We start from the raw sequence: 22,072 nt of genomic DNA, 5'->3' as shown, positions 1-22,072 counted from the left end.
AAATTGATCGCCTCGCGCAGCGTCTTTCCTGTAGGGCCGCCCAATTCGCAGGCGATGTTTCCTATCTTCCCGAAATTGCACAGGAGGGCAGGTGATTGTTCGTATTTTGTTCACGAATTGCCATTGGCAGTTTCCGAAGTTGCGCCTATCTATGGGACCAAGGCTATCGGAGGTCCAAATGCCCGAGTTGAAAACCATCGAAATCCGTGGCGCACGGGAACATAACCTGAAGAATGTCGATCTGGATATTCCGCGGGACCAGTTCGTGGTGATCACCGGTCTTTCGGGCTCGGGGAAGTCCTCTCTGGCGTTCGACACGATCTATGCCGAAGGGCAGCGGCGCTATGTCGAAAGCCTCTCGGCCTATGCGCGGCAATTCCTTGATATGATGGGAAAACCCGATGTGGATCATATCTCGGGCCTAAGCCCCGCGATCTCGATTGAACAAAAGACCACCTCGAAGAACCCGCGCTCGACCGTGGGCACGGTGACCGAGATCTACGACTATATGCGGCTGCTTTTTGCCCGCGCCGGCACCCCCTATAGCCCCGCCACCGGCAAGCCTATCGAGGCGCAGCAGGTGCAGGATATGGTGGACCGCACGATGGCGATGGAAGAGGGCACGCGCGGCTATCTTCTGGCGCCCATCGTACGTGACCGGAAGGGCGAATATAAGAAAGAATTCCTTGAGCTGCGCAAGCAGGGCTTCCAGCGCGTGAAGGTCAATGGCGAGTTCTATGAGCTGGAAGAGCCGCCCGTTCTGGACAAGAAATTCCGCCATAATATCGATGTGGTGGTGGACCGGATCGTAGTGCGTGAGGGCATGGAGACGCGGCTCGCCGATAGTTTCCGCACCGCTCTGGATCTGGCCGATGGGATTGCCATTCTGGAAACCGCGCCGCGTGAGGGCGAGGGCGAGCGCATCACATTCTCCGAGAAATTCGCCTGTCCGGTGTCGGGTTTCACCATCCCCGAGATCGAGCCGCGTCTGTTTTCCTTCAACGCGCCTTTCGGGGCCTGTCCGGTCTGTGACGGCTTGGGCGTCGAGATGTTCTTTGACGACCGTCTGGTGGTGCCCGATCAGTCGCTGTCGATTGCAGGCGGCGCGCTTGCGCCTTGGGCTAAGACCAAAAGCCCCTATGTGACCCAGACCATCAACGCGCTGTCGAAACATTATGGCTTCGACAAGAAGACCCCGTGGAAGGACCTGCCCGAGAAGATCCAAGAGCTGTTCCTGCGTGGGTCTGGCAAGGAAGAGATTCCCTTCCGTTTCGATGAGGGCGGGCGCGTCTATCAGGTCGAGCGTACCTTCGAGGGCATCATCCCCAATCTTGAACGCCGCTGGCGCGAGACCGAAAGTGCGTGGTCGCGCGAGGAGATGGAGCGCTATCAGAACACCCGTCCCTGCGGGGCCTGCCACGGCTACCGTCTGAAGCCCGAGGCTTTGGCCGTGAAAATCGCGGGGTTGCATGTGGGGCAGGTGGTCGAGATGTCGATCAAGGATGCCTTTGCATGGGTCGATACCGTGCCCAGCCAGCTGAGCCATCAGAAGAATGAAATCGCCAAGGCCATCCTGAAGGAAATCCGCGAGCGTCTGGGCTTTCTGGTCAATGTCGGCCTTGATTACCTGACGCTTTCCCGTGCGGCAGGGACGCTCTCGGGCGGGGAAAGCCAGCGCATCCGTCTGGCCAGCCAGATCGGCTCGGGGTTGACGGGGGTGCTTTATGTGCTGGATGAACCCTCGATCGGGTTGCACCAGCGCGATAATGACCGCCTGCTGACCACGCTGAAGAACCTGCGCGATCAGGGGAATTCGGTGCTTGTGGTGGAACATGACGAGGATGCCATCCGCCACGCCGATTACGTCTTCGATATCGGCCCCGGAGCCGGTGTGCATGGTGGGCGCGTGGTGGCGCATGGCACGCCCGAGGAACTGGCGGCTGATCCGGCCTCGATCACGGGGCAATATCTGTCGGGCAAGCGCGAGATTTCGGTGCCCGAGACCCGCCGCAAGGGCAATGGCAAGAAGGTCACTGTGGTCAAGGCCACGGGTAACAATCTCAAGAATGTCACCGCCGAGTTTCCCTTGGGCAAGTTCGTCTGTGTGACGGGCGTGTCGGGCGGCGGGAAATCGACCCTGACACTTGAGACACTGTTCAAGACCGCCTCCATGCGGCTCAATGGCGCGAAACAGACGCCCGCGCCCTGCGAGACGATCAAGGGGCTTGAGCATCTGGATAAGGTCATCGATATCGATCAGCGTCCCATCGGGCGCACGCCGCGCTCGAACCCCGCCACCTATACCGGCGCGTTCACCCCGATCCGCGACTGGTTTGCCGGTCTGCCGGAGGCGCAGGCGCGCGGCTATAAACCGGGGCGGTTCTCCTTCAACGTGAAGGGCGGGCGCTGCGAGGCCTGTCAGGGCGATGGTGTCATCAAGATCGAGATGCACTTCCTGCCGGATGTCTATGTCGAATGTGAGACCTGCCACGGCAAGCGTTACAACCGCGAGACGCTGGAGGTTCTCTACAAGGGCAAGTCGATTGCCGATGTGCTGGATATGACGGTGGAAGACGCGCAGGAGTTTTTCAAAGCGGTGCCCTCGATCCGCGAGAAGATGGATGCGCTGATGGAGGTCGGCCTTGGCTATATCAAGGTGGGCCAGCAGGCGACAACGCTTTCGGGCGGCGAGGCGCAGCGGGTGAAACTGTCGAAGGAACTCTCGCGGCGGTCCACGGGCCGCACGCTGTATATCCTTGACGAGCCGACCACCGGTCTGCATTTCGAGGATGTGCGCAAGCTGTTGGAAGTGCTGCACGAATTGGTGAACCAAGGCAATACAGTGGTGGTGATCGAGCATAACCTTGATGTCATCAAGACCGCCGACTGGTTGATCGATATCGGCCCCGAGGGTGGCGATGGCGGTGGCGAGATCGTGGCCGTGGGCACGCCCGAAGACGTGGCCGCCGAGCCGCGCAGCCATACGGGGCGCTATCTTGCGCCGATGCTGGGGCTGAAAGTGGCTGCCGAATGAGTGCGGATCAGGCACAGGACCGCATGTGGCGTCGCCTTGAAGGGCTGACGGTTACGATTGCGGGGATCTATCTGGCCTATGTGCTGGACCCCGGCTGGCCGTGGTGGGTATGGGTCGTGTTGTTTCTTGCGCCCGATCTGTCCTTTGCGGGCTATCTGTTCGGACCGGCCACGGGGGCGATCACCTATAATCTGTGCCATATCTACGGCTTCGGGCTTGGGATTGCCGCTCTTGGCGCAATGGGTTGGGGCAGTGATATCGCGACGCCTTGGATGGTGGCGGCGGGGTTTGTGGTTATGGCGCATGCCGGTATCGACCGCGCCTTGGGGTTTGGTCTGAAGCGGCGGGCAGGGTTCCATGATACCGATCTCGGACCGATAGGGCGGAAGACGCAGGGATAGTCGGCGGGCGGTTTGGGCCGCCGCGCCGCTAACGGAAGCTGCCTTCCACCACTGAAAGCACTTTCTTTGTGCGGGCATCGACGCGGTAGATATGCCGGCCTACCTTATAATAGCGCCAATCGCCATCCACATTGGGAAGGTCATACCGGCGCAGATCCATCAGCATGGAATGTTGATAGATCGGAAAATCGTCCCCGACCGCAAATTCCGGAGCCTTTTGCGCCTGTAATACCCAGCGCCCGCGCACGCCCTGCGTGCCAGGCACGCGGCAGAATGTCGAGCCGGTGGAGAGCGTTTTGCAATCGCGTTCGCTTTCGGGTTGCTGCGCCACAAGGGCGGCACCCTCGCGATTGCTGGGCGCGTTGATGGCATTGCCGCCGCGCAGGACCGTTTGTGCGGTCGCGGGGGCCGAGAGGCCGAGCGATATCAACAAAACACCCCCGGCGGTGACGCCGAGGGTGCGGATCAGAGAAGGTGTAAAACCGGACATTCGGTCTCCGATTAGTTCAGAATGGCATTTACCGCACCGATCAGTGCCAGCATCTGACCGGTCTTATCGACGCGATAGACGTGATCATAGCTGCGATAATAGGTATAGTGCGGGTCGAGACCATAACGACCCGGATCGCGGATCACAACATAGTCATGGTCGATCCGCTCGCCACGGCGCCACTCATGGCTGGGGAAGCGATGATCATCGACCCTGCGCTCTTCGACACGGCGGTCGTCGCGGTGGTCATCACGGCGGTCGATGACGATGACCTTCTCGTTATCACCGCGATGATGGTCATCCACCTTTTTCGCAATGCCCGGTGGCATGCCTTTATGGTCGCCTTTCTGCCACGGCGGATCGGCAAGTGCGACCAGAGGGGCGAGCGACAGGGTCGTTGCGAGAATGAGCGAATTTTTCATGGTCTTATTCATGACTTACTCCTTCGATTTGAGTAAGAAATGCGCATGGCGGGGAAGAAGTTCCAGAAGCGGAATTTAGCCTGCGCGGTTTATTGCCCAAGGCCCGAGCGCCTTGGCGGAAAAAGGCCGGACATTGGAAAATGTCCGGCCTTCAACGGGATATGCGAGCGATTACTTGTTGCTCAGCAGGGCGCTGACGAGGCCGATCACGGCCACGGTTTTCAGCGTATCGGTATCGACGCGCACGACGCGCTCGTTCACGATGCGGTATTCCTGACCTTTCGGCGGTGCGGGCAGGCGTTTGAGCTGGGCGGCGCTAGGCGCACGGCCCGGGGCGCTATGTTTTGCGCTGACCTGCTGTTGCGGGGCCGCTTTTTTCGAGCTGGCCTGAGCCGAGACGGCCTTGCCATGATTGTCCGACTTCTGGCTCTGCGAGGCCTGACATTTCTGGCCCGGCGCGCAGCCGTTTGTATTGTGACCTTGATCGGCGAATGCAGCTCCCGAAAGGGTAACCAAGGCAATCGATGCGGACATAAGTAGGCGTTTCATGAACTGCTCCTTTGTAGTCATATGTCCTTTAAACGAACTGCTAACCGCTTTTGATCGCTGTTTTTAAAAGAAAAACTTTTTTGTGTAGACGGAACTTTTCAGCTTTGCTTAAGCTGGGCAGGCCTGTGCGCCGAAATTGATAGCCAGATCTTCTGGCAAGGGGGCAAGAAGGGCATCCACCCGCGCCTGCATATCCGCGCCGGATGCGAACCGCCAGACCGGTTTGCGGTCCTTGTCGATGATCTGGGCGCGCACCCCTTCCAGAAACTCGGCGGATTCGCAGGCACGGGCGGTGAAGCGGAATTCGTTCGACAGCGCCTCGCGGATGTCGCGGGCCTCGCGACCCATACGCACAAGCCGCAGGGTCGCCGCCATCGACAGGGCCGAGTTCCGCTCTAGCGTCTGTCGCGTTTCAAGGGCGAAACTGTCGCCCGCCGTTTCCAGATTCACAAGGATGGCGGCCAGATCATCCGCCCCGAAACAGCGGTCGATCACGGTGCGGGCCGCGGAAAAAGGCCCCTCGGGCAGGAGCTCACCCGCGGGCAGGGCATCCACCGTGCCGGACTGACAGAGCGCGGCAATCAGGTGCGGCCAGTTCTCTTCGGCGATCACCCTGTCGGCAAAACCTGCATAAAGCGCATCCGCAGGTCCCATACGCGCACCGGTCAGGCCCAGATATTCGCCCAGATATCCGGGGGCCTGCGAAAGGCGCCATGTGCCGCCGACATCGGGAATAAGGCCGATACCGCATTCGGGCATGGCAACCTGTGTCGTCTTGCCGATGATCCGGTGGCGGACATGACCACCCAGCCCGACGCCGCCGCCCATCACGAAGCCCTGCATGAAGGACAGGATCGGCTTGGGATAATGGGCAAGCTTGTCATTCATCCGGTATTCGTCGCGCCAGAAGGCCTGCCCCAGAGCGTAATCGCCCGCGCGCCCTGCATGATAGACAGCCGCGATATCGCCACCGGCGCAAAAGGCCCGCTCGCCCTCGGCATCAAGGATCACCAGATCCACCGCGCTGTCCTCGCGCCAGTCGTCTAAAGCGCGCTCGATGGCCAGACACATCGGGTGGCTCAGCGCGTTCAGCGCCTTGGGGCGGGTCAGCGTGATCCGGCCTGCGCGGCCTTGGATGCGGATATGCACGTCGTCCATTCTGGGTCCTCCTCGGTTGCGGCGATGGTGGGGCAGGCGGCAAGGCGCCGCAAGCCTATTGTGCCTGAAGTTGCGCAACGGCCTCGTCCCACCAGAGGTCGTACTCCATGAAATCCATATGGGTCTTGCCCGCGAGATAGGTGATCGTGATGCTGTCCAGCCCGTAACGCTCGATCAGATCGGTGCGGAAACGCTCGGCCCCGTTGCGGGGTACATGCTCATCCTCGCCCCCCAGAATGAAGGCGATGCGCGGACCGTGGGCATAGCGTTCGGGATGGGTCATCGGGTCCAGCGCATCATGGAAAAACCGTGCATGCCAGTCAGCCTGACCAAGGTCCATGAAGTGGGTCTGGGTCTCCAGATCACGAGCGGCGGGGCGGGTCCAGTCGGGGGTGCCGACCACGGCCGCCAGTTTGGTGATGCGCTTGTCGAGGCCCATAGCCACCACGCCGATATCGCCGCCCATCGAATGGCCCGACATGGTGACGGGGGCATGGATGTCGAATTCCGCCTCGGCCCAATCGAGCACGCGGGGCACCTCTATCGCGGTCTGCCCGAGGATCGGCCAGAAGTTGCGCCGGAAATTGGCGAAGATGCGGGCGCGGCGGGTAGCGTTATCGGTATCTTCGGGGATGGTGCGCGCGCCCATCATCCACGGGTCGAAGCTGACGCCCAGATAGCCCAGACGGGCCGCGCGCTGCAAAACAGGCAGAGCCTCTTCCTTAGAGAGCTCATAGGCAGGCACATGCAGCCAGATCCCGCGGAGTTCGCCCGCAGGGGGCTGGGCCAGAACGGGAATGCCATCCACATCCTGCCGGATCGGCTCGGGGAAGGTGGCGGTGGGGCGGGAGGTATCGAACATCTGAAAGCTCCTTTTACCGTCCCAACCACGTCATGACCCAAGCTGTTCCGCAAAGAGAAAAAGCCGCCCCCGAGGGAGCGGCTTTCGTATCGGGGAGGAAGGCCCCGACAGGGAGCGTTAGTCCATCGCCTTGAAGTTCAGCGACGCACCGTCCTTGATGCCGGAGAACCAGCGGGCGGTGACGGTTTTGGTCTTGGTGTAGAAACGGAAGGCATCCGGACCATATTGGTTCAGGTCGCCAAAGGCCGATTTCTTCCAGCCGCCGAAGGTGTAATAGGACAGCGGAACGGGGATCGGGAAGTTGATGCCGACCATGCCCACATTCACACGGCTTGCGAAATCGCGCGCCACATCGCCATCGGCTGTGTAGATCGCGGTGCCGTTGCCATATTCGTTTTCGATGACCAGTGCCAGCGCGTCCTCATAGGACGATGCGCGCACCATCGACAGAACCGGCCCGAAGATCTCCTGCTTGTAGATCTCCATGTTCGGCTCGACATTGTCGAAAAGGGTCGGGCCGACATAGAAGCCGTTCTCATAGCCTTGCAGCTTGAAGCCGCGACCATCGGTCACCAGCGTCGCGCCTTCTTCCACGCCCTTGTCGATCAGGCCAAGGATACGCTCTTGCGCGGCTTTGGTGATGACCGGACCATAGTCGATATCCTCGCCTGCGGTATACGGCCCGATTTTCAGCTTTTCGATCTTCGGCACGAGGCGCTCGATCAGCTTCTCGGTAGTGCCTTCGCCCACCGGAACCGCGACAGAAATCGCCATGCAGCGTTCGCCCGCCGCACCGTAGCCTGCGCCGATCAGCGCGTCTGCGGCCTTGTCCATATCGGCATCGGGCATGATGATCATATGGTTTTTCGCACCGCCGAAGCATTGCGCGCGCTTGCCGTTGGTGGTGGCGCGGCCATAGATATATTGCGCGATCGGGGTCGAGCCGACAAAGCCCACAGCTTGGATCACTTCGTCATCCAGGATCGCATCCACGGCCACCTTGTCGCCATTGACGATCTGCAGCACGCCATCGGGCAGGCCCGCTTCTTTCAGGAGTTCCGCCAGACGGAACGAGGTCGAGGGGCAGCGCTCGGACGGCTTGAGGATCATCGCGTTACCGCAGGTCAGTGCGGGCGCCATTTTCCACAGCGGGATCATCGCGGGGAAGTTGAAGGGCGTGATGCCTGCCACAACACCTAGCGCCTGACGCATGGAGTAAAGATCGATACCCGGACCGGCGTTATCGGTATATTCGCCTTTCAGAAGCGACGGGCCGCCCTGGCAGACCTCGACCACTTCCAGACCACGCTGGACGTCGCCACGCGCATCGGGGATGGTCTTGCCGTGCTCGCGCGAGACCAGCTCTGCCAGCTCTTCCATATGCTCGTTGATGAGCGCGGCGAATTTCATCATGACGCGGGCGCGGCGCTGGGGGTTGGTGGCCGCCCATTTCACCTGTGCTTCGGCTGCTTTGGCGATGGCCGACTGCACTTCTTCAACCGTTGCCAGTGCGACTTTCGCCTGAATCTCGCCCGTTGCCGGATTGTAGATATCGGCAAAACGGCCCGATTTACCGGCGACATATTCGCCGTTGATCCAATGACCCAGCTCTTTCACGCCTTGGCCTCCAAAATCTTTCATGATGTCCTCCTCTGTCGCTGTCTTGCGACGTTCCGCTGTAGGCTAGTATTGCGAGATTGCGCAGAAAAGGGGATAAGTCTCAAAGGAAGTTTTGCAAAATCGCAAAGCCTTGAGGGGTGGTGATCCATGGATTGGGATGATCTTCGCGTGTTTCTTGCGGTGGCGCGTGCCGAAAGCCTGTCCGGTGCCGGACGGAGCCTGAAATGCGACGCGGCAACGGTCGGTCGGCGTGTGGGGCGCTTGGAGGAGGGACTCTCGACCAAGCTGTTTCTGAAATCACCGCAGGGCTACACGCTGACCGATCCCGGAATCCGGCTTCTGCCGCATGCCGAGGCGATGGAACAGGCGATGGGGCTGGCCGAAGAAGAGATCAGCGGGCAGGCTGGAAAGCTGACGGGCCAGTTGCGCATCGGGGCGCCGGATGGCATTGCCAATTATCTTCTGCCGCAGATCTGCAAGCGGATCGCCGAGGAAAATCCCGAACTGGATCTGCAGATCGTCGCGTTGCCGCGGGTGTTCAACCTCTCGAAGCGCGAGGCGGATATGGCGATCACCGTGTCGCGGCCCACGGCGGGGCGGCTGACGGTGCAGAAGCTGGCCGATTACCAGCTGCATCTGGCAGCGCATCATTCCTATCTGGCGGCACATCCCGAAATCCGCTCGCGGGCGGATCTGAAAGACCACCGGATTGTCGGCTATATTTCCGATATGATTTTCGACAAGGGGCTGGATTACCAGTCCGAGACGGGGGCCGAACGCGTGGCGCTGGCGTCGAATTCGGTTTCGGTGCAGATGCAGATGCTGCGCGCGGGGGCGGGGTTGGGGATCGTGCATGATTTCGCGCTGCCCTTCGCGCCGGGGGTGGTGACGGTGCTGACGGAGGAGGTGTCTTTATGCCGGACCTTCTGGCTGCTGCGCCATGCCGATGACCGCCGGTCTGAACGGCTGACGCGGGTGGCCGAGATGCTGGGGCAGGGGCTTCGCGCAGAGGTTGCGCGACTGGAAGCCTTGGCCGCACAGGGGTTAACTATTTCTGAATAGCGATCAGGCTTATAAAAGTTTTATAAACCAATGAGCTAGCTCATGCTTATTAATCAGGCATGCCCCTGCGTCACGGTGTCGCAATTTCGCGGAAACCCGCTGAAATAGGACCTTTCTCTAGGGGCGTCTTTACTCCTCGGGCTTGACAGATTGGGGGTGCGACCCCGACCCTTGGTATCGGGGAAAGGACCACATTTGCCTGAGGAGGATGCCATGCAGGTTCTACAAATTCTGAAGTCGAAGAAAGATGACGGCGTTGTGACGGTTATGCCCGAGGACTCGATTGCCGACGTTGCCCGTCTGCTCTCCGCGCGCAAGATCGGGGCGGTCGTCGTGTCGCGCGATGGCAAACATATCGACGGTATCGTTTCCGAGCGGGATCTGATCCGCGAAATCGGACGTCATGGCGGCACTTGCCTGTCGCATCCGGTGTCGACGGTCATGTCCACCAAGATCACCAGCTGCTGCCGGACCACAACCACGACGGAAGTGCTGGAGATGATGAGCGCGGGCGGTTTCCGCCATATGCCGGTGCTGTCGGGCGACGAAATGATCGGTCTGATTTCCATCCGTGACGTGGCGGCCGCGCGTGTGGATGAACTCCATATGGAAAAAGAAGCCCTGACCGGCATGATCATGGGCAACTGAGAAAAACGGGTGGGCCGCTGGCCCGCCCTGCGTGCACCCGGGGGCGACCGGCAGTTGGTGCGGGTCGGCTCTGATCGGAAAATTTGCCCTATTCCAATCCGATTTACGCGTTAACCCTTGCATCTGGGATGACAATCTTGTTGCCTGTCGCGGAAGAACCGCGCGAGCGAGGACGCGCGGGAGCAGAGGTAGGAGCCCCCCCATGCGTATCGGTTTGTATCCCGGAACTTTCGATCCGGTCACTTTGGGGCATCTGGATATCATCGAGCGCGGACTGTCTTTAGTGGACCGTCTGGTGATTGGTGTCGCGATCAACCGTGACAAGGGGCCACTGTTTTCGCTGGAAGAGCGTGTCGAGATGCTGGAGGCGGAATGCGCTTCCATCACGGCCCGCCGGGGCGGCGAGATTAGGGTGCATCCTTTCGAAAATCTGTTGATTGATTGTGCCGCCGATGTGGGGGCCAATATCATCATCCGCGGCCTGCGGGCCGTCGCCGATTTTGAATATGAATTCCAGATGGTTGGCATGAACCGTGCGCTTAACAGCGAGATCGAGACCGTGTTCCTGATGGCCGATGCCCGTCGTCAGGCGATTGCGTCAAAACTGGTCAAGGAGATCGCGCGGCTGGACGGTGATGTCTCGCATTTTGTTACCCCTGCCGTGCATCAACGCTTGGGGGCAAAACTGAAAACTGCCTGACGCAGGTCAGGCAGTTTTGCATGTCGTACTGGCTTAACTTTCGCCGGGGACAAGCTTGGCGGCGCTGTTTGCGCTCATCCGAGGCGACGGGTCAGGGATGCGCTGGTAATCCACGCTTTGGAAAACCACCGATTCCTCGACATCTTTCAACGCCATATTCGCGGCTTGCAGATCGCCTTTAGCATAGGCGGCTTTGGCCTGTTTCAGTTGGTCTGTCGCCAGATCTGCCGGAATCAGCGCCGAAGAAAGGTCCACCGAAACATCCGATGCTTTCAGGAGTTTCGCCGCGCCGAGCGCATTGCCGTTGGCTGCCATCGTCTGCGCCGCTTCGACCTGATGCTCGTTTTGCTTGGTCACGGTAAAATCGGCACCGACATTCATCGACAGATCGAAGGGCACATAGGCGCCCGGCTGGGTGGTGTTCATTGGGGCGATCCCCTTGGACCCTTGCGCCTCGGCGTGCTGCATATGGGTCAGGGCTCCGTCGATCATCTTTCCCGCTGCATCATCCTGCCCGTCGAAGATTGCCAGACGCGCGCCGCGCACGGCATGCATGGACAAAGCCGCCTCCTTGGAAAGCTTGACGAGATCCGCGTCGCTGGCAGCCTTCTGTTCGACCTTGTCAAGATTAGGGGCCTGTGCGTCTTCAGCGAAAGCCGGAAAAATGGCGGCGCTGCTGGCAAGACCGCCAATAAGGGCGAGCGAGAAGATACGAGTTTTACAGTCCATCATGTGACTCCTTCCGAGGAGTGGGTTTGCTTTTATCGGGGCGGGGTCGTTCCGCGCCAGTGTGTGGATAACTCGGCCCGTCGTAAAAAGGTTCCCAGATTCCAGTCACATACCCTTGAAGCCTTGGTGAGTAAGCATGAAAAAGGGGGCACGACGGCCCCCTTTTTGACACATTTTTGCCAATATTCAGATAAGCTTACCGATCGCGACCGCCGTGTCGCCCATGCGGTTGGAGAAGCCCCATTCATTGTCATACCACGTCAGAATGCGCACCATCGTGCCCTCCATAACCTTGGTCTGATCGAGTGCGAAGGTCGAGCTATGGGGGTCATGGTTGAAATCGATCGAGACATTCGGGCGGGCGGTATAGCCCAGAATGCCCTTGAGCGGACCTTCTGCGGCGGCTTTGATGGCGGCGTTGATTTCCTCCACCGTAGTGGCGCGCGCGGCTTCAAATGTCAGATCGACAACCGACACATTCGGGGTGGGGACGCGGATTGCCACGCCATCCAGCTTGCCGTTGAGTTCCGGCAGAACCAGACCGACCGCCTTGGCCGCGCCGGTCGAGGTCGGGATCATCGACATGGCCGCGGCGCGACCGCGATACAGATCCTTATGCATTGTATCCAGCGTCGGCTGGTCGCCGGTATAGCTGTGCACCGTGGTCATGAACCCTTTGACGATTCCGACGGTGTCATTGAGCACTTTGGCCACCGGCGACAGGCAGTTTGTGGTGCAGGAGGCGTTCGACACGACCAGATCTTCGGTGGTCAGCGTGCTGTCATTAACGCCAAAAACGATGGTTTTGTCGGCACCTTTCGAGGGGGCAGAGACCAGCACGCGTTTGGAGCCGTTTTGCAGGTGGATCGCGGCTTTCTCGCGGTCGGTGAAAATACCGGTGCATTCCAGCGCCACATCGACATCCCCCCAAGGGAGATCTTTCGGATCGCGCAATGCGGTCACGCGGATCGGGCCGCGTCCGACATCAATCCAGTCCTCGCCCGTGGTGACTTCGCCCGGAAAGCGGCCATGCACCGAATCAAACCGGATCAGATGCGCATTGGTTTCAACAGGACCGAGGTCGTTGATCGCCACAACTTCCATATCGGTACGACCGGATTCCACGATAGCACGCAATACATTGCGCCCGATCCGCCCGAAGCCGTTGATCGCTACTTTGACCGTCATCTTTGTCTCCTCTCGCTTTCTGCGGCGCCAAGGGCACCGTTTGCGCTAACATGAACATTCGACGTAAAAGGTCAACGCGAATGTAGGTCTTCAGCGCCAGAATTGAAGATAATAGACGAGGTCGGTTATTTTTCTGGAAAGAAAGAACAGCGTGTGGCCGCCGGTCAGAATAAGATCGGCCAGCATTGCCAGCACGATAAGGGCGGCCAGCCCAAGAGCGATACGGTTGGTCATAGACCCTCTTTTTCCGCTCCCGGACTGGCCGAAAGCTTTAGTGCAACAGGCGACCCATCGTGCCGGCCACATCGGCCATACGGCAGGAGAAGCCCCATTCGTTATCGTACCATGCCAGAACGCGCACAAGCTTGCCGCCGGTCACTTTGGTCTGGTCGGGGGCGAAGATAGACGAGTAGGGCGTGTGGTTGAAGTCGATCGAGACCTTCGGCTCGGGATCATAGGCCAGAACCTTGCCCATATGCCCCATTGCCGCTTCGCGCACGACTTCGTTCACGTCATCGACCGTCACGTTTTTCTTGGCGATAAAGGTCAGATCCACCGCCGAGACATTGGGGGTCGGCACACGGATCGAGGACCCGTCCAGACGGCCCGCCAGCTCGGGAAGGACTTCACCGATGGCTTTGGCTGCACCGGTGGAGGTCGGGATCATGGCCATTGCAGCGGCGCGCGCACGGTAGAGGTCTTTGTGGCGACGGTCGAGCGTCGGCTGGTCACCGGTATAGGAGTGAATGGTGGTCATCACGCCAGAATCGATGCCGATCGCTTCGTTCAGCACTTTTGCCAACGGTGCCAGACAGTTGGTGGTGCAGGAACCGTTCGAGACAACCTCGTCGGCCAGCGTCAGGTCGCGATGGTTGACACCGTAAACCACGGTGCGGTCGACATTGGTCGCCGGTGCCGACACCAGAACGCGCTTCGCGCCGCGACCAAGATGGACCGCCGCTTTGTCACGGGCATTGAATTTACCGGTGCATTCAAGGACGACGTCAACGCCATCCCAGTCCAGATCTTGCGGGTTATAGGTCGACATCACCTCGATCGGGCCCTGACCCAGATCCAGCGTATTGCCTTCGACCTTGACCTGACCGCCGAAGCGCCCGTGGACGGAGTCATATTTCAGCAGGTGAGCATTGGTTGCGATCGGCCCCGTGGCGTTGATCTTCACAACCTGCACGTCATTGCGCGCGGCTTCTGCGATATGCGCCAGCGTGCAGCGCCCGATGCGGCCGAAGCCATTAATCCCGATGGTTACGGTCATGATGCTCTCCCAAACGAAGCGATCAGATTCATGAATTGCCTCATGAATACCACTGCATGCACCGCGAGAAAACACGCGCAAACAGCGTGTTAGCGTAAACATTACGGGGTTGCGCTAACGTTGGCGATAACTTCGGCAGCATGCCGCCACAGAGTTCAGGACAAAGATTGCAATCCGCGAGTCACGGAGAATCAATGCTGAAGAATATGGCTCTTAGTCTTCATCTTCGGCAACAAGGAAAATCTCTCCGGCAGCTTCCATCTCGCGAATGACATTCACAACAGCGCCCATCGCCTCTTCGGCATCCTTCTCCTTGATCTTGCCCAGCGTCTCCATTTCCTCGCGCAGCCCGTCAGCCATGCGCTTGGACATGTTTTCAAGGATGAACTCTGCCGCCTTTGCATTTTCGCCCGTGACCGAGGCAGCCAGCGCGGTCAGCAGGCTTTCCTGCGGCACATTGCGCAGGATCTTCGGCAAGTCTTTCGGCGCGATCCGCACCGGAATATTGGCGAAGGTGAAGATCGCCTTGCGCACCTGATCAGCAAAATCCTTATCGGCCTCGTCAAGGCCTGTCAGAACATCATCGCGGGTGGTCGCTTTGGTATAGTTGAGGATCGCCCCGACCCGTTCGACCGGCCCCGAGGTAAAGGCCCGCACCGGCACCGCATCGACCTGAGCGATAATCGCCTGACCGATTTTCCAAACCGTCTCGGGGGCGATATTGCCGGTCAGCGACACAGCATAGGCCACGCGCCGCGCTTTCTCGCCGGGCATTTTCGACAGAAGCTCTGCCGATTTCGCCACCGTCAGCTTGGACAGCAGTACAGCGCAAATCTCGATGCTCTCCTCCTCGGCAATCGGGGCCAGCGCGTCGGTTTCCAGCGCGGCAATCCGCTCCCACGGGTCAGAGCGGGAATTGCCCGCCGCCAGTTTGCGCAGGCGGCTTTCGGCAGAGGGCGTCAACTGGCCCTGCAACAGCTTCAACGCCGAATCCAGACCACCGGCAAAAGTGATGCCAATCGCCTCCAGCTCGTTGCAGAATTCTTCGATCACGGTGTTCATGGTGTCTTTGTCGACCATACTCAGCCGCGAGATTTCCTCGGCCAGTTCGGTTTGCTGGTCATCGCTGAGCTGCATCAGGGGCAGTTTCTCGCCTTCGGAAGACAGCAGACGGACAATAATCGCCGCCTTCTGTTTTTTGGTCAGACCCGGACTGCTGCTTCCCATGTCGAAGCTTGCTGCATCAAAATTTCCCAAAGTGGCAAGTTGGTTCACCCGAGACTCCATGACTTTCTGCCTTGTATGGCGCCACATTCGCAGTTCAGCGTTAAAGGCGGGTTACTAGGTCTTTGGAAATATCGGATTTTCCCTAAAAGTTAACCATCGCCGGATGGGCCTATGGAAAAGGGCGCCCGATGGGCGCCCCGAAATGTCATGCAGTCCGGCAGGGCAGGCGTTACGCGCCAAAAACCCGACGGAAGATCGTGTCGACATGTTTCGTGTGATACTCCATGTCGAATTTCGCATTGATGCCATCCACGCCAAGCGCGGCGACCACATCCTTGTCGGCCAGCAGCAGCTCGCGGAAGTCCAGACGCTCTTCCCAGACTTTCAGCGCGTTACGCTGCACCATGGAATAGGCGTCCTCGCGCGAGACACCCGCCTGCGTCAGCGCCAGAAGCACGCGCTGGCTCATCACCAGACCGGGGAATTTGTTCATATTGTCGAGCATGTTCTGCGGGAAGATCAGCATCTTCTCGACCACGCCCGCCAGACGGTTCAGCGCGAAATCCAGCGTGATGGTCGCATCGGGGCCGATACCGCGCTCGACCGAGCTATGCGAGATGTCACGCTCGTGCCAGAGCGCCACGTTCTCCATCGCCGGCACCACCGTCATGCGCACTAGACGTGCCAGACCGGTCAGGTTCTCGGTCAGAACGGGGTTCTTCTTATGCGGCATGGCCGACGAGCCCTTCTGGCCCATCGAGAAGAATTCCGCGCCTTCCAGCACTTCGGTGCGCTGCATGTGACGGATTTCAATCGCGATATTTTCCATCGAGGAGGCAATCACGCCCAGCGTCGCAAAGAACATCGCATGACGGTCGCGCGGGATGACCTGCGTGGAGATCGGCTCGGGCTTGAGGCCGAGCTGCGCACACACATGCTCTTCGACCGCCGGATCGATATTGGCGAAAGTGCCGACCGCGCCCGAAATCGCACCGGTGGCAACCTCTTCACGCGCGGCCTGCAGACGGGCCTTGTTGCGGTCCATCTCGGCGTAGAAACGGGCAAATGTCAGGCCCATCGTGGTGGGTTCGGCATGGATACCGTGCGAGCGGCCCACGCGAACGGTGTTCTTATGCTCGTAGGCGCGTTTTTTCAACGCGGCCAGAACCTTGTCCAGATCGGCCAGCAGAATGTCGGCGGCGCGCACCAGTTGCACGTTGAGGCAGGTGTCGAGCACATCCGAAGAGGTCATGCCCTGATGCACGAAACGCGCCTCGTCCGAGCCGACATGCTCGGCCAGATGGGTCAGGAAGGCGATGACGTCATGCTTGGTGACCGCTTCGATCTCGTCGATCCGCGCGACATCGAACTCGACATCCTTGGCTTTCCAGACGGCTTCGGCGTTTTCTTTCGGGATCACACCGAGAGCGGCCTGTGCGTCGCAGGCATGGGCCTCGATCTCGTACCAGATCTTGAATTTGGTGGCGGGTTCCCAGATGTCGACCATCTCTTTGCGGGCATAACGCGGGATCATGCTTGAGACCTTTCGATTGCGCTAGATGTAAGCTGTTGGCAGGCTTCTAGACTGCGCGCCCCCGTCGGGCAAGGTAGAGGGAGGGTCTGACGGGCCGAAACTGGGCTATTTCCTGCCTCGGGACCGTTCGGGCGGCGCAAAAACGGAGGGCAGACACTCTGCGCGGGCGAATCTTCCACATATTGTCCGGCGCTGGTTCCGGTGGGGGCGCAAAATGCCTGACCGGTTTTTGGGCGGTTTTGCTGCGGCACGGGCAAAACGCGAGCAAAACACGGGCCAGGCACGGGCCGGGCACGGGCGGCATATGGGGCAAACGCCACCATCGTGACCGGCGGGGCGGGATTTGCTGCAATCCCTCTTGTGGCGGAAGGCAAGGGGTCGCAGGTTTGCGGCATGGAAACCGTTCTGCAATCCCGTCTGTCCTTCGCCCCTTGGGCCGACCCGCGCACGCACCGCCTGCCAGGGATCGTGCCTCTGGCAATCGAGGACTGGCTGGAGGTCGATGACGCCTATGCGGCACAGATGGCGCTGCGCGAGGATCTGATCGCCCACCATGAGGATCAGGTGCACGCGCTTCTGCCTCAGGCCTGTCTGGCGGCGCAGGAACTCCTTGCGATGGTGCTGCGGCTTTTGCCCGCCAAAGGATACAGGGTCGAGGCAGGGCATGTCATCTGCCCCGACGGGCGTCTCGTCACGCCGGACCCTGACGCCCCCTTACTGACATTGGGGCGACTGACGCAGAATGATTTCTGCCTGATGCAGAACGGGATGCAGGACGGGCCGGAGGGCGAGCATATCCTGACCGGTGCCATCCTGTGCTTTCCGGCGGGATGGTCGCTGGCCGAGAAGATCGGGCGCCCGATGCGGCGCATCCACAGGCCCGTCGCGATTTACACCGAGGATCTGGCAAAACGTGTCCAGCGGCTTCTGGACGGTGTGCAGCCGGGCAGGGCGTTGATGCGTGGCACCGCCTCGCGCACGGGCCAGTCGCTATTTGACAGCCGCCCCGAGGCGCTGCGCGGGCAGGTCAATCCCCAACGTCCGTTGATCCGTGTCGAACGTCAGGGGCTTGTCCGGCTTCCCCAAAGCCGTGCGGTGGTGTTTTCAATCCATACGCAGATGGTCCATCCGGTGTGTCTGGATGCCGCGCAGCGTGCTGCGCTTGAGGCCAGCGATTTACGGCTGGGGATCTAGTTACCGGCTTTCCCACATGTAGCGGGCGCGCATCTCGTCCATATCGCGGCGGATCATGCCGGGGATCAGCAGCGCATCGATCACCCACCAAAGCGCCACAAAAGCCAGCGGGATATACCCGATAAGGATTACCGCGAGCGCCGTGCCGATGCCGAACAGGGCCAGCATGATCAGCCCCGACATCCAGCGTCCCAGATAGAACCGGTGCACCCCCAGCATGGGCAGGAAGAACCACAGAAGATAGGCGATCAGCGCCGACTTCTTCTCGTTGGCGACGCGCTGCTCGACATAAAGCTGACGGGTCTCGTTCATTGTGATGTAAATCCCTATTACATGTGGTGAAAGAGATATGGGAAGGACAGCCCGCATTTCAAGCCCGTCCTCTTTACGCCCGTCCTCTTGCCCCTGTCGCGCCCCGTTATTCCGAAGGGAAAAAGCGCCCGCCAAACATGAACAGCGTCAAGCCCCCGAGCATGATTGCCAGTCCGGCGAATTTCCACCACTCGGTCGGGCGCACCGGCATCTGGATCAGGCCGAAGCTGTCAATCACCATACCCGCCGCCAGCTGCCCGATGATGAACAGGAACATGACATTGGTGACGCCGATCTTCGGGGCCAGAAAAATCGAGGTGAACACGAAGCCTGCGCCAATCACGCCCCCCAGCCAGCGCCACCACGGTTGCTGTGCAAGGGTGGTGGTGACCGCGTTCCAATCGGCAAGAACCAGTGCCGCCGCCCCCAGACACAGCGCCCCGATGAAAAACGAGATGAAAGAGGCGACGAGGGGTTGCCCGCCGATCCCCGCGCTGAGGCGGCTGTTGATGGCGGCCTGACAGGACAGGCCGATCCCGCCTGCCAGTGCCATCAGGGCGTAAAGGATGCTGTTCATGAAAATGTCCCTTCAGGGCTGGGGTTTGATGCAGGGCATGGCCCCGTGCTGTGGGCAAAGGCAAGGCGCGCAGCAGGGGCCGGATGCCGGTCTCCTATCGCTCCTCAAGCCCCGCAAGATCCGCCTGACGAGCCTTGTCGGGCATGGGCACGCGCCCAGCTCTCCGAACCTAGGACGCAACTGGCGTAACCCGAGCAGCTCCGCCTCCGTCGGACAATGGCCAGCGGTCGCTTGCTGGCCACCCGTTTGCAGCCCGTTCGCAGATACCAAAAGGCCCTGCGCAATGCACAGGGCCTTTCAGAACGTTTGGCCCGATCAGGCTTTGGCGAGGTTGCGCAGCACGTAATGCAGCACACCGCCGTTTTTGAGATATTCGATCTCGACTGCCGTATCGATACGGGCTTTGAGCTTGATCTCTTTCTTGCTGCCATCCTTGAACTCGATGGTGCAGGGCACAAGGCTCAGAGGTTTGATGTCGCCTTCAAGCCCCTCGATCGTCACCACCTCATCGCCGGTCAGCCCCAGCGTTTTGCGGGTGTCGCCATTGGTGAACTCGAAGGGGATGACCCCCATGCCGATCAGGTTCGAGCGGTGGATCCGTTCGAAGCTTTCGGCAATCACGCCCTTGACGCCCAGCAGGTTGGTGCCTTTGGCCGCCCAATCGCGCGAAGACCCCGCGCCGTATTGCTCGCCCCCGAAGATCACCAGCGGCGTGCCTGCCTCCTGATACTCCATCGAGGCATCGAAGATGGTGGTCTGCTCGCCATTCGGGCCTTTGGTAAAGCCGCCCTCGACGCCGTCCAGCATCTCGTTCTTGATGCGGATATTGGCAAAGGTGCCTCGCATCATGACTTCGTGGTTGCCGCGACGCGAGCCGTAGCTGTTGAAGTCTCTCGGCTCCACGCCATGCTCGGTCAGGTATTTACCGGCAGGGGTCGAGGGTTTGAACGAACCGGCAGGCGAGATATGGTCGGTGGTGATCATATCGCCCAACAGGGCCAGAACGCGCGCGCTCTTGATATTGGTGATCTCGCCTGCATCCGGAGACATGCCCTGGAAATAGGGCGGGTTCTGGATATAGGTCGATTCCGGCGGCCAGTCATAGGTTTCGCCCCCATTGACTTCCACCGCCTGCCATTTCTCGTCGCCCTTGAAGACATCGGCATATTTGGCCTGGAAGGCTTCGCGGGTGACGACCTTCTCGACCAGTTCGGCCACTTCCTTATCCGACGGCCAGATGTCTTTCAGATAGACGTCCTTGCCCTCGGGGGTCTGGGCAATCGGACCACCGGCCAGATCGACATCCATATCGCCCGCAAGTGCATAGGCCACAACCAGCGGCGGCGAAGCCAGATAGTTGGCGCGTACATCGGGGCTGATCCGCCCTTCAAAGTTGCGGTTGCCCGACAGGACCGAGGTCGCGATCAGGTCGTTCTCATTGATCGCTTTGGACAGTGCCGGATGGATCGGGCCGGAATTCCCGATACAGGTGGTGCAGCCATAGCCCACAAGGTTGAAGCCGATTGCGTCCAGATCCTCCTGCAGCCCTGCCGCATTCAGATATTCGGTCACAACCTGAGACCCGGGGGCCAGCGAAGTTTTCACCCAAGGCTTGCGGTTCAGGCCCAAGGCACGGGCCTTGCGCGCCACAAGCCCCGCCGCGATCAGCACATAGGGGTTTGAGGTGTTGGTGCAGGAGGTGATCGAGGCAATCACCACCGAGCCGTCCTTGAGCGTGATCTCCTGACCGTCCAGATCCACCTTCACCGCTTTTTCGGTCACGGTTTTGGTTGCGGCAGGCCCTTCGGCCGCCATATCGGCGGCTGCGTCGGACGCATCCTTGCCGCGGAAATCCGAAACGACCTTCCCGAACGCCGTGGCCGCATCGGTCAGCGCGACGTAATCCTGCGGGCGTTTCGGGCCGGAGATCGCGGGCACGATGGTGCCCATATCCAGCTCCAAGGTCGAGGAATAGATCGGCGCGTAATCCGCCCCGCGCCAGAAGCCGTTCTCTTTGGCATAGGCTTCGACCAGAGCGATCCGGTCTTTCTCGCGGCCCGTCTGTTCCAGATAGCGCAGGGTTTCCGCGTCAATCGGGAAGAAGCCACAAGTTGCGCCATATTCGGGTGCCATATTGGCGATGGTGGCGCGTTGGGCCAGCGGCAGATTGTCCAGACCGTCGCCATAGAATTCGACGAATTTGCCCACCACGCCGTGCTTGCGCAGCATCTCGACGACCTTCAGCACAAGGTCGGTGCCGGTGGTGCCTTCGACCATAGCGCCGGTCAGCTTGAAGCCCACAACCTCGGGGATCAGCATGGAGATCGGCTGACCCAGCATCGCGGCCTCGGCCTCGATCCCGCCTACACCCCAACCAAGAACGGCGGCGCCATTCACCATCGTGGTGTGGCTATCGGTGCCCACAAGCGTATCGGGATAGGCGACCTCGCGGCCCTCTTGGTCGGTATCGGTCCAGACGGTCTGCGCCAGATATTCGAGGTTCACCTGGTGGCAGATGCCGGTGCCCGGCGGCACGACGCGGAAATTCTTGAACGCGGTCTGGCCCCATTTCAGGAACTCGTAGCGCTCCATATTGCGTTCATATTCGCGGTCCACATTCATCTGGAAGGCGCGCGGATTACCGAATTCATCGATCATCACCGAGTGGTCGATCACCAGATCAACGGGGACCAGCGGGTTGATCTTTTGCGCATCGCCGCCCAAGCCCTTGATCCCGTCGCGCATCGCGGCCAGGTCCACCACGGCGGGCACGCCGGTGAAATCCTGCATCAGCACGCGGGCAGGGCGATAGGCGATCTCGCGGGGGTTGTTGCCCCCCTTTTCGGCCCATTCGCCGAACGCCTTGATGTCCTCGACGGAGACCGAGAAACCGGCATCTTCAAAGCGCAGCAGGTTCTCGAGCACAACCTTCAGCGAGGCTGGCAGCTTCGAGAAATCTCCAAGCCCGGCATCGGAGGCCGCTTGAATGGAATAATAGGAAAATGTCTTGTCACCAACCGTCAGTTCCCGACGGGTCTTGGCGGTATCATTACCGGTCACGATGGTCATGAGTTTGGCCTCCCTCTAGG

21 protein-coding genes are annotated in these 22,072 nt (G+C 60.1%); 6 read left to right on the top strand and 15 right to left on the bottom strand.

The genetic code is table 11. The features are described from left to right. Positions 1-178: 178 nt before the first annotated feature. Both uvrA and AC2ISB_RS07310 read left to right on the top strand, forming a co-directional pair. Positions 179-3,034 (top strand): excinuclease ABC subunit UvrA, encoded by a 2,856-nt coding sequence (uvrA, locus tag AC2ISB_RS07315; protein WP_486574607.1) that lies wholly within the window; start codon positions 179-181, stop codon positions 3,032-3,034. Beyond that, positions 3,031-3,435, top strand: a complete 405-nt coding sequence (locus AC2ISB_RS07310) for a DUF4260 domain-containing protein (protein ID WP_486574605.1) — start codon at positions 3,031-3,033, stop codon at positions 3,433-3,435. The genes uvrA and AC2ISB_RS07310 overlap by 4 nt, the downstream gene beginning before the upstream one ends. Before the next feature lie 28 nt (positions 3,436-3,463). Here the strand turns inward: AC2ISB_RS07310 and AC2ISB_RS07305 are convergent, their stop codons facing one another. From AC2ISB_RS07305 to AC2ISB_RS07280, 6 genes are all read right to left on the bottom strand, one after another. Continuing rightward, positions 3,464-3,925 (bottom strand): hypothetical protein, encoded by a 462-nt coding sequence (locus AC2ISB_RS07305; RefSeq protein WP_339107587.1) that lies wholly within the window; start codon positions 3,923-3,925, stop codon positions 3,464-3,466. A gap of 11 nt (positions 3,926-3,936) precedes the next feature. Next, a complete protein-coding gene (locus AC2ISB_RS07300; protein ID WP_486574603.1) occupies positions 3,937-4,359 on the bottom strand; it encodes an excinuclease ABC subunit A in 423 nt (140 codons plus the stop codon). 159 nt (positions 4,360-4,518) lie between these two features. Beyond that, positions 4,519-4,896 (bottom strand): hypothetical protein, encoded by a 378-nt coding sequence (locus tag AC2ISB_RS07295; RefSeq protein ID WP_339107584.1) that lies wholly within the window; start codon positions 4,894-4,896, stop codon positions 4,519-4,521. Between the two features lie 108 nt (positions 4,897-5,004). Further along, a complete protein-coding gene (locus tag AC2ISB_RS07290; protein ID WP_486574601.1) occupies positions 5,005-6,054 on the bottom strand; it encodes an enoyl-CoA hydratase/isomerase family protein in 1,050 nt (349 codons plus the stop codon). Positions 6,055-6,109: 55 nt separating this feature from the next. Then, the gene (locus AC2ISB_RS07285; RefSeq protein ID WP_339107582.1) at positions 6,110-6,916 is read right to left on the bottom strand and encodes a prolyl oligopeptidase family serine peptidase; all 807 of its coding nucleotides are present in this window, start codon (positions 6,914-6,916) and stop codon (positions 6,110-6,112) included. Positions 6,917-7,033: 117 nt separating this feature from the next. Further along, a complete protein-coding gene (locus AC2ISB_RS07280; RefSeq protein ID WP_486576764.1) occupies positions 7,034-8,533 on the bottom strand; it encodes a CoA-acylating methylmalonate-semialdehyde dehydrogenase in 1,500 nt (499 codons plus the stop codon). A 150-nt stretch (positions 8,534-8,683) separates the two neighbouring features. On the opposite strand from AC2ISB_RS07280, the gene AC2ISB_RS07275 reads away from it, so the two are divergent. From AC2ISB_RS07275 to coaD, 3 genes are all read left to right on the top strand, one after another. Continuing rightward, the gene (locus AC2ISB_RS07275) at positions 8,684-9,598 is read left to right on the top strand and encodes a LysR family transcriptional regulator (protein ID WP_339107581.1); all 915 of its coding nucleotides are present in this window, start codon (positions 8,684-8,686) and stop codon (positions 9,596-9,598) included. A 213-nt stretch (positions 9,599-9,811) separates the two neighbouring features. After that, positions 9,812-10,246 carry a CBS domain-containing protein gene (locus AC2ISB_RS07270; protein WP_406720944.1) on the top strand — a complete coding sequence of 145 codons (435 nt, stop codon included), beginning with the start codon at positions 9,812-9,814 and terminating at the stop codon, positions 10,244-10,246. Positions 10,247-10,448: 202 nt separating this feature from the next. Beyond that, positions 10,449-10,946: a pantetheine-phosphate adenylyltransferase gene (gene coaD / locus AC2ISB_RS07265; protein ID WP_339107578.1), complete on the top strand. Its 498-nt coding sequence runs from the start codon at positions 10,449-10,451 to the stop codon at positions 10,944-10,946. Positions 10,947-10,979: 33 nt separating this feature from the next. Here coaD and AC2ISB_RS07260 read toward each other — a convergent pair whose 3' ends face one another. From AC2ISB_RS07260 to purB, 6 genes are all read right to left on the bottom strand, one after another. Continuing rightward, positions 10,980-11,675: a YfdX family protein gene (locus AC2ISB_RS07260; protein WP_339107577.1), complete on the bottom strand. Its 696-nt coding sequence runs from the start codon at positions 11,673-11,675 to the stop codon at positions 10,980-10,982. A gap of 186 nt (positions 11,676-11,861) precedes the next feature. Beyond that, a complete protein-coding gene (gap, locus tag AC2ISB_RS07255; protein WP_486574598.1) occupies positions 11,862-12,863 on the bottom strand; it encodes a type I glyceraldehyde-3-phosphate dehydrogenase in 1,002 nt (333 codons plus the stop codon). 90 nt (positions 12,864-12,953) lie between these two features. Further along, a complete protein-coding gene (locus AC2ISB_RS07250; RefSeq protein WP_486574596.1) occupies positions 12,954-13,097 on the bottom strand; it encodes a hypothetical protein in 144 nt (47 codons plus the stop codon). Between the two features lie 37 nt (positions 13,098-13,134). After that, positions 13,135-14,139 (bottom strand): type I glyceraldehyde-3-phosphate dehydrogenase, encoded by a 1,005-nt coding sequence (gap, locus tag AC2ISB_RS07245; protein ID WP_339107574.1) that lies wholly within the window; start codon positions 14,137-14,139, stop codon positions 13,135-13,137. Positions 14,140-14,352: 213 nt separating this feature from the next. Next, complete coding sequence (locus AC2ISB_RS07240) at positions 14,353-15,414, bottom strand: flagellar motor switch protein FliG (RefSeq protein ID WP_339107573.1); 1,062 nt, start codon at positions 15,412-15,414, stop codon at positions 14,353-14,355. A 181-nt stretch (positions 15,415-15,595) separates the two neighbouring features. After that, a complete protein-coding gene (gene purB, locus AC2ISB_RS07235; protein ID WP_339107572.1) occupies positions 15,596-16,900 on the bottom strand; it encodes an adenylosuccinate lyase in 1,305 nt (434 codons plus the stop codon). Between the two features lie 393 nt (positions 16,901-17,293). Here purB and AC2ISB_RS07230 point away from each other — a divergent pair, with 393 nt between their 5' ends. Further along, positions 17,294-18,094 (top strand): heme-dependent oxidative N-demethylase family protein, encoded by an 801-nt coding sequence (locus AC2ISB_RS07230; RefSeq protein ID WP_486574593.1) that lies wholly within the window; start codon positions 17,294-17,296, stop codon positions 18,092-18,094. Here AC2ISB_RS07230 and AC2ISB_RS07225 read toward each other — a convergent pair whose 3' ends face one another. The 3 genes from AC2ISB_RS07225 to acnA all read right to left on the bottom strand — a co-directional run bounded on the left by AC2ISB_RS07225 (position 18,095) and on the right by acnA (position 22,052). Next, a complete protein-coding gene (locus tag AC2ISB_RS07225) occupies positions 18,095-18,406 on the bottom strand; it encodes a TM2 domain-containing protein (protein ID WP_339107570.1) in 312 nt (103 codons plus the stop codon). A 106-nt stretch (positions 18,407-18,512) separates the two neighbouring features. Then, positions 18,513-18,983 carry a DMT family transporter gene (locus AC2ISB_RS07220; RefSeq protein ID WP_339107569.1) on the bottom strand — a complete coding sequence of 157 codons (471 nt, stop codon included), beginning with the start codon at positions 18,981-18,983 and terminating at the stop codon, positions 18,513-18,515. Between the two features lie 315 nt (positions 18,984-19,298). Then, positions 19,299-22,052 (bottom strand): aconitate hydratase AcnA, encoded by a 2,754-nt coding sequence (acnA, locus tag AC2ISB_RS07215; protein WP_406720939.1) that lies wholly within the window; start codon positions 22,050-22,052, stop codon positions 19,299-19,301. Between the last annotated feature and the right edge of the window lie 20 nt (positions 22,053-22,072).

Source organism: Thioclava sp. NS-SX20, assembly GCF_057380695.1.
The sequence above is the reverse complement of the archived record's forward strand: the minus strand, read 5'-3'. Positions and strand labels throughout refer to the sequence as shown.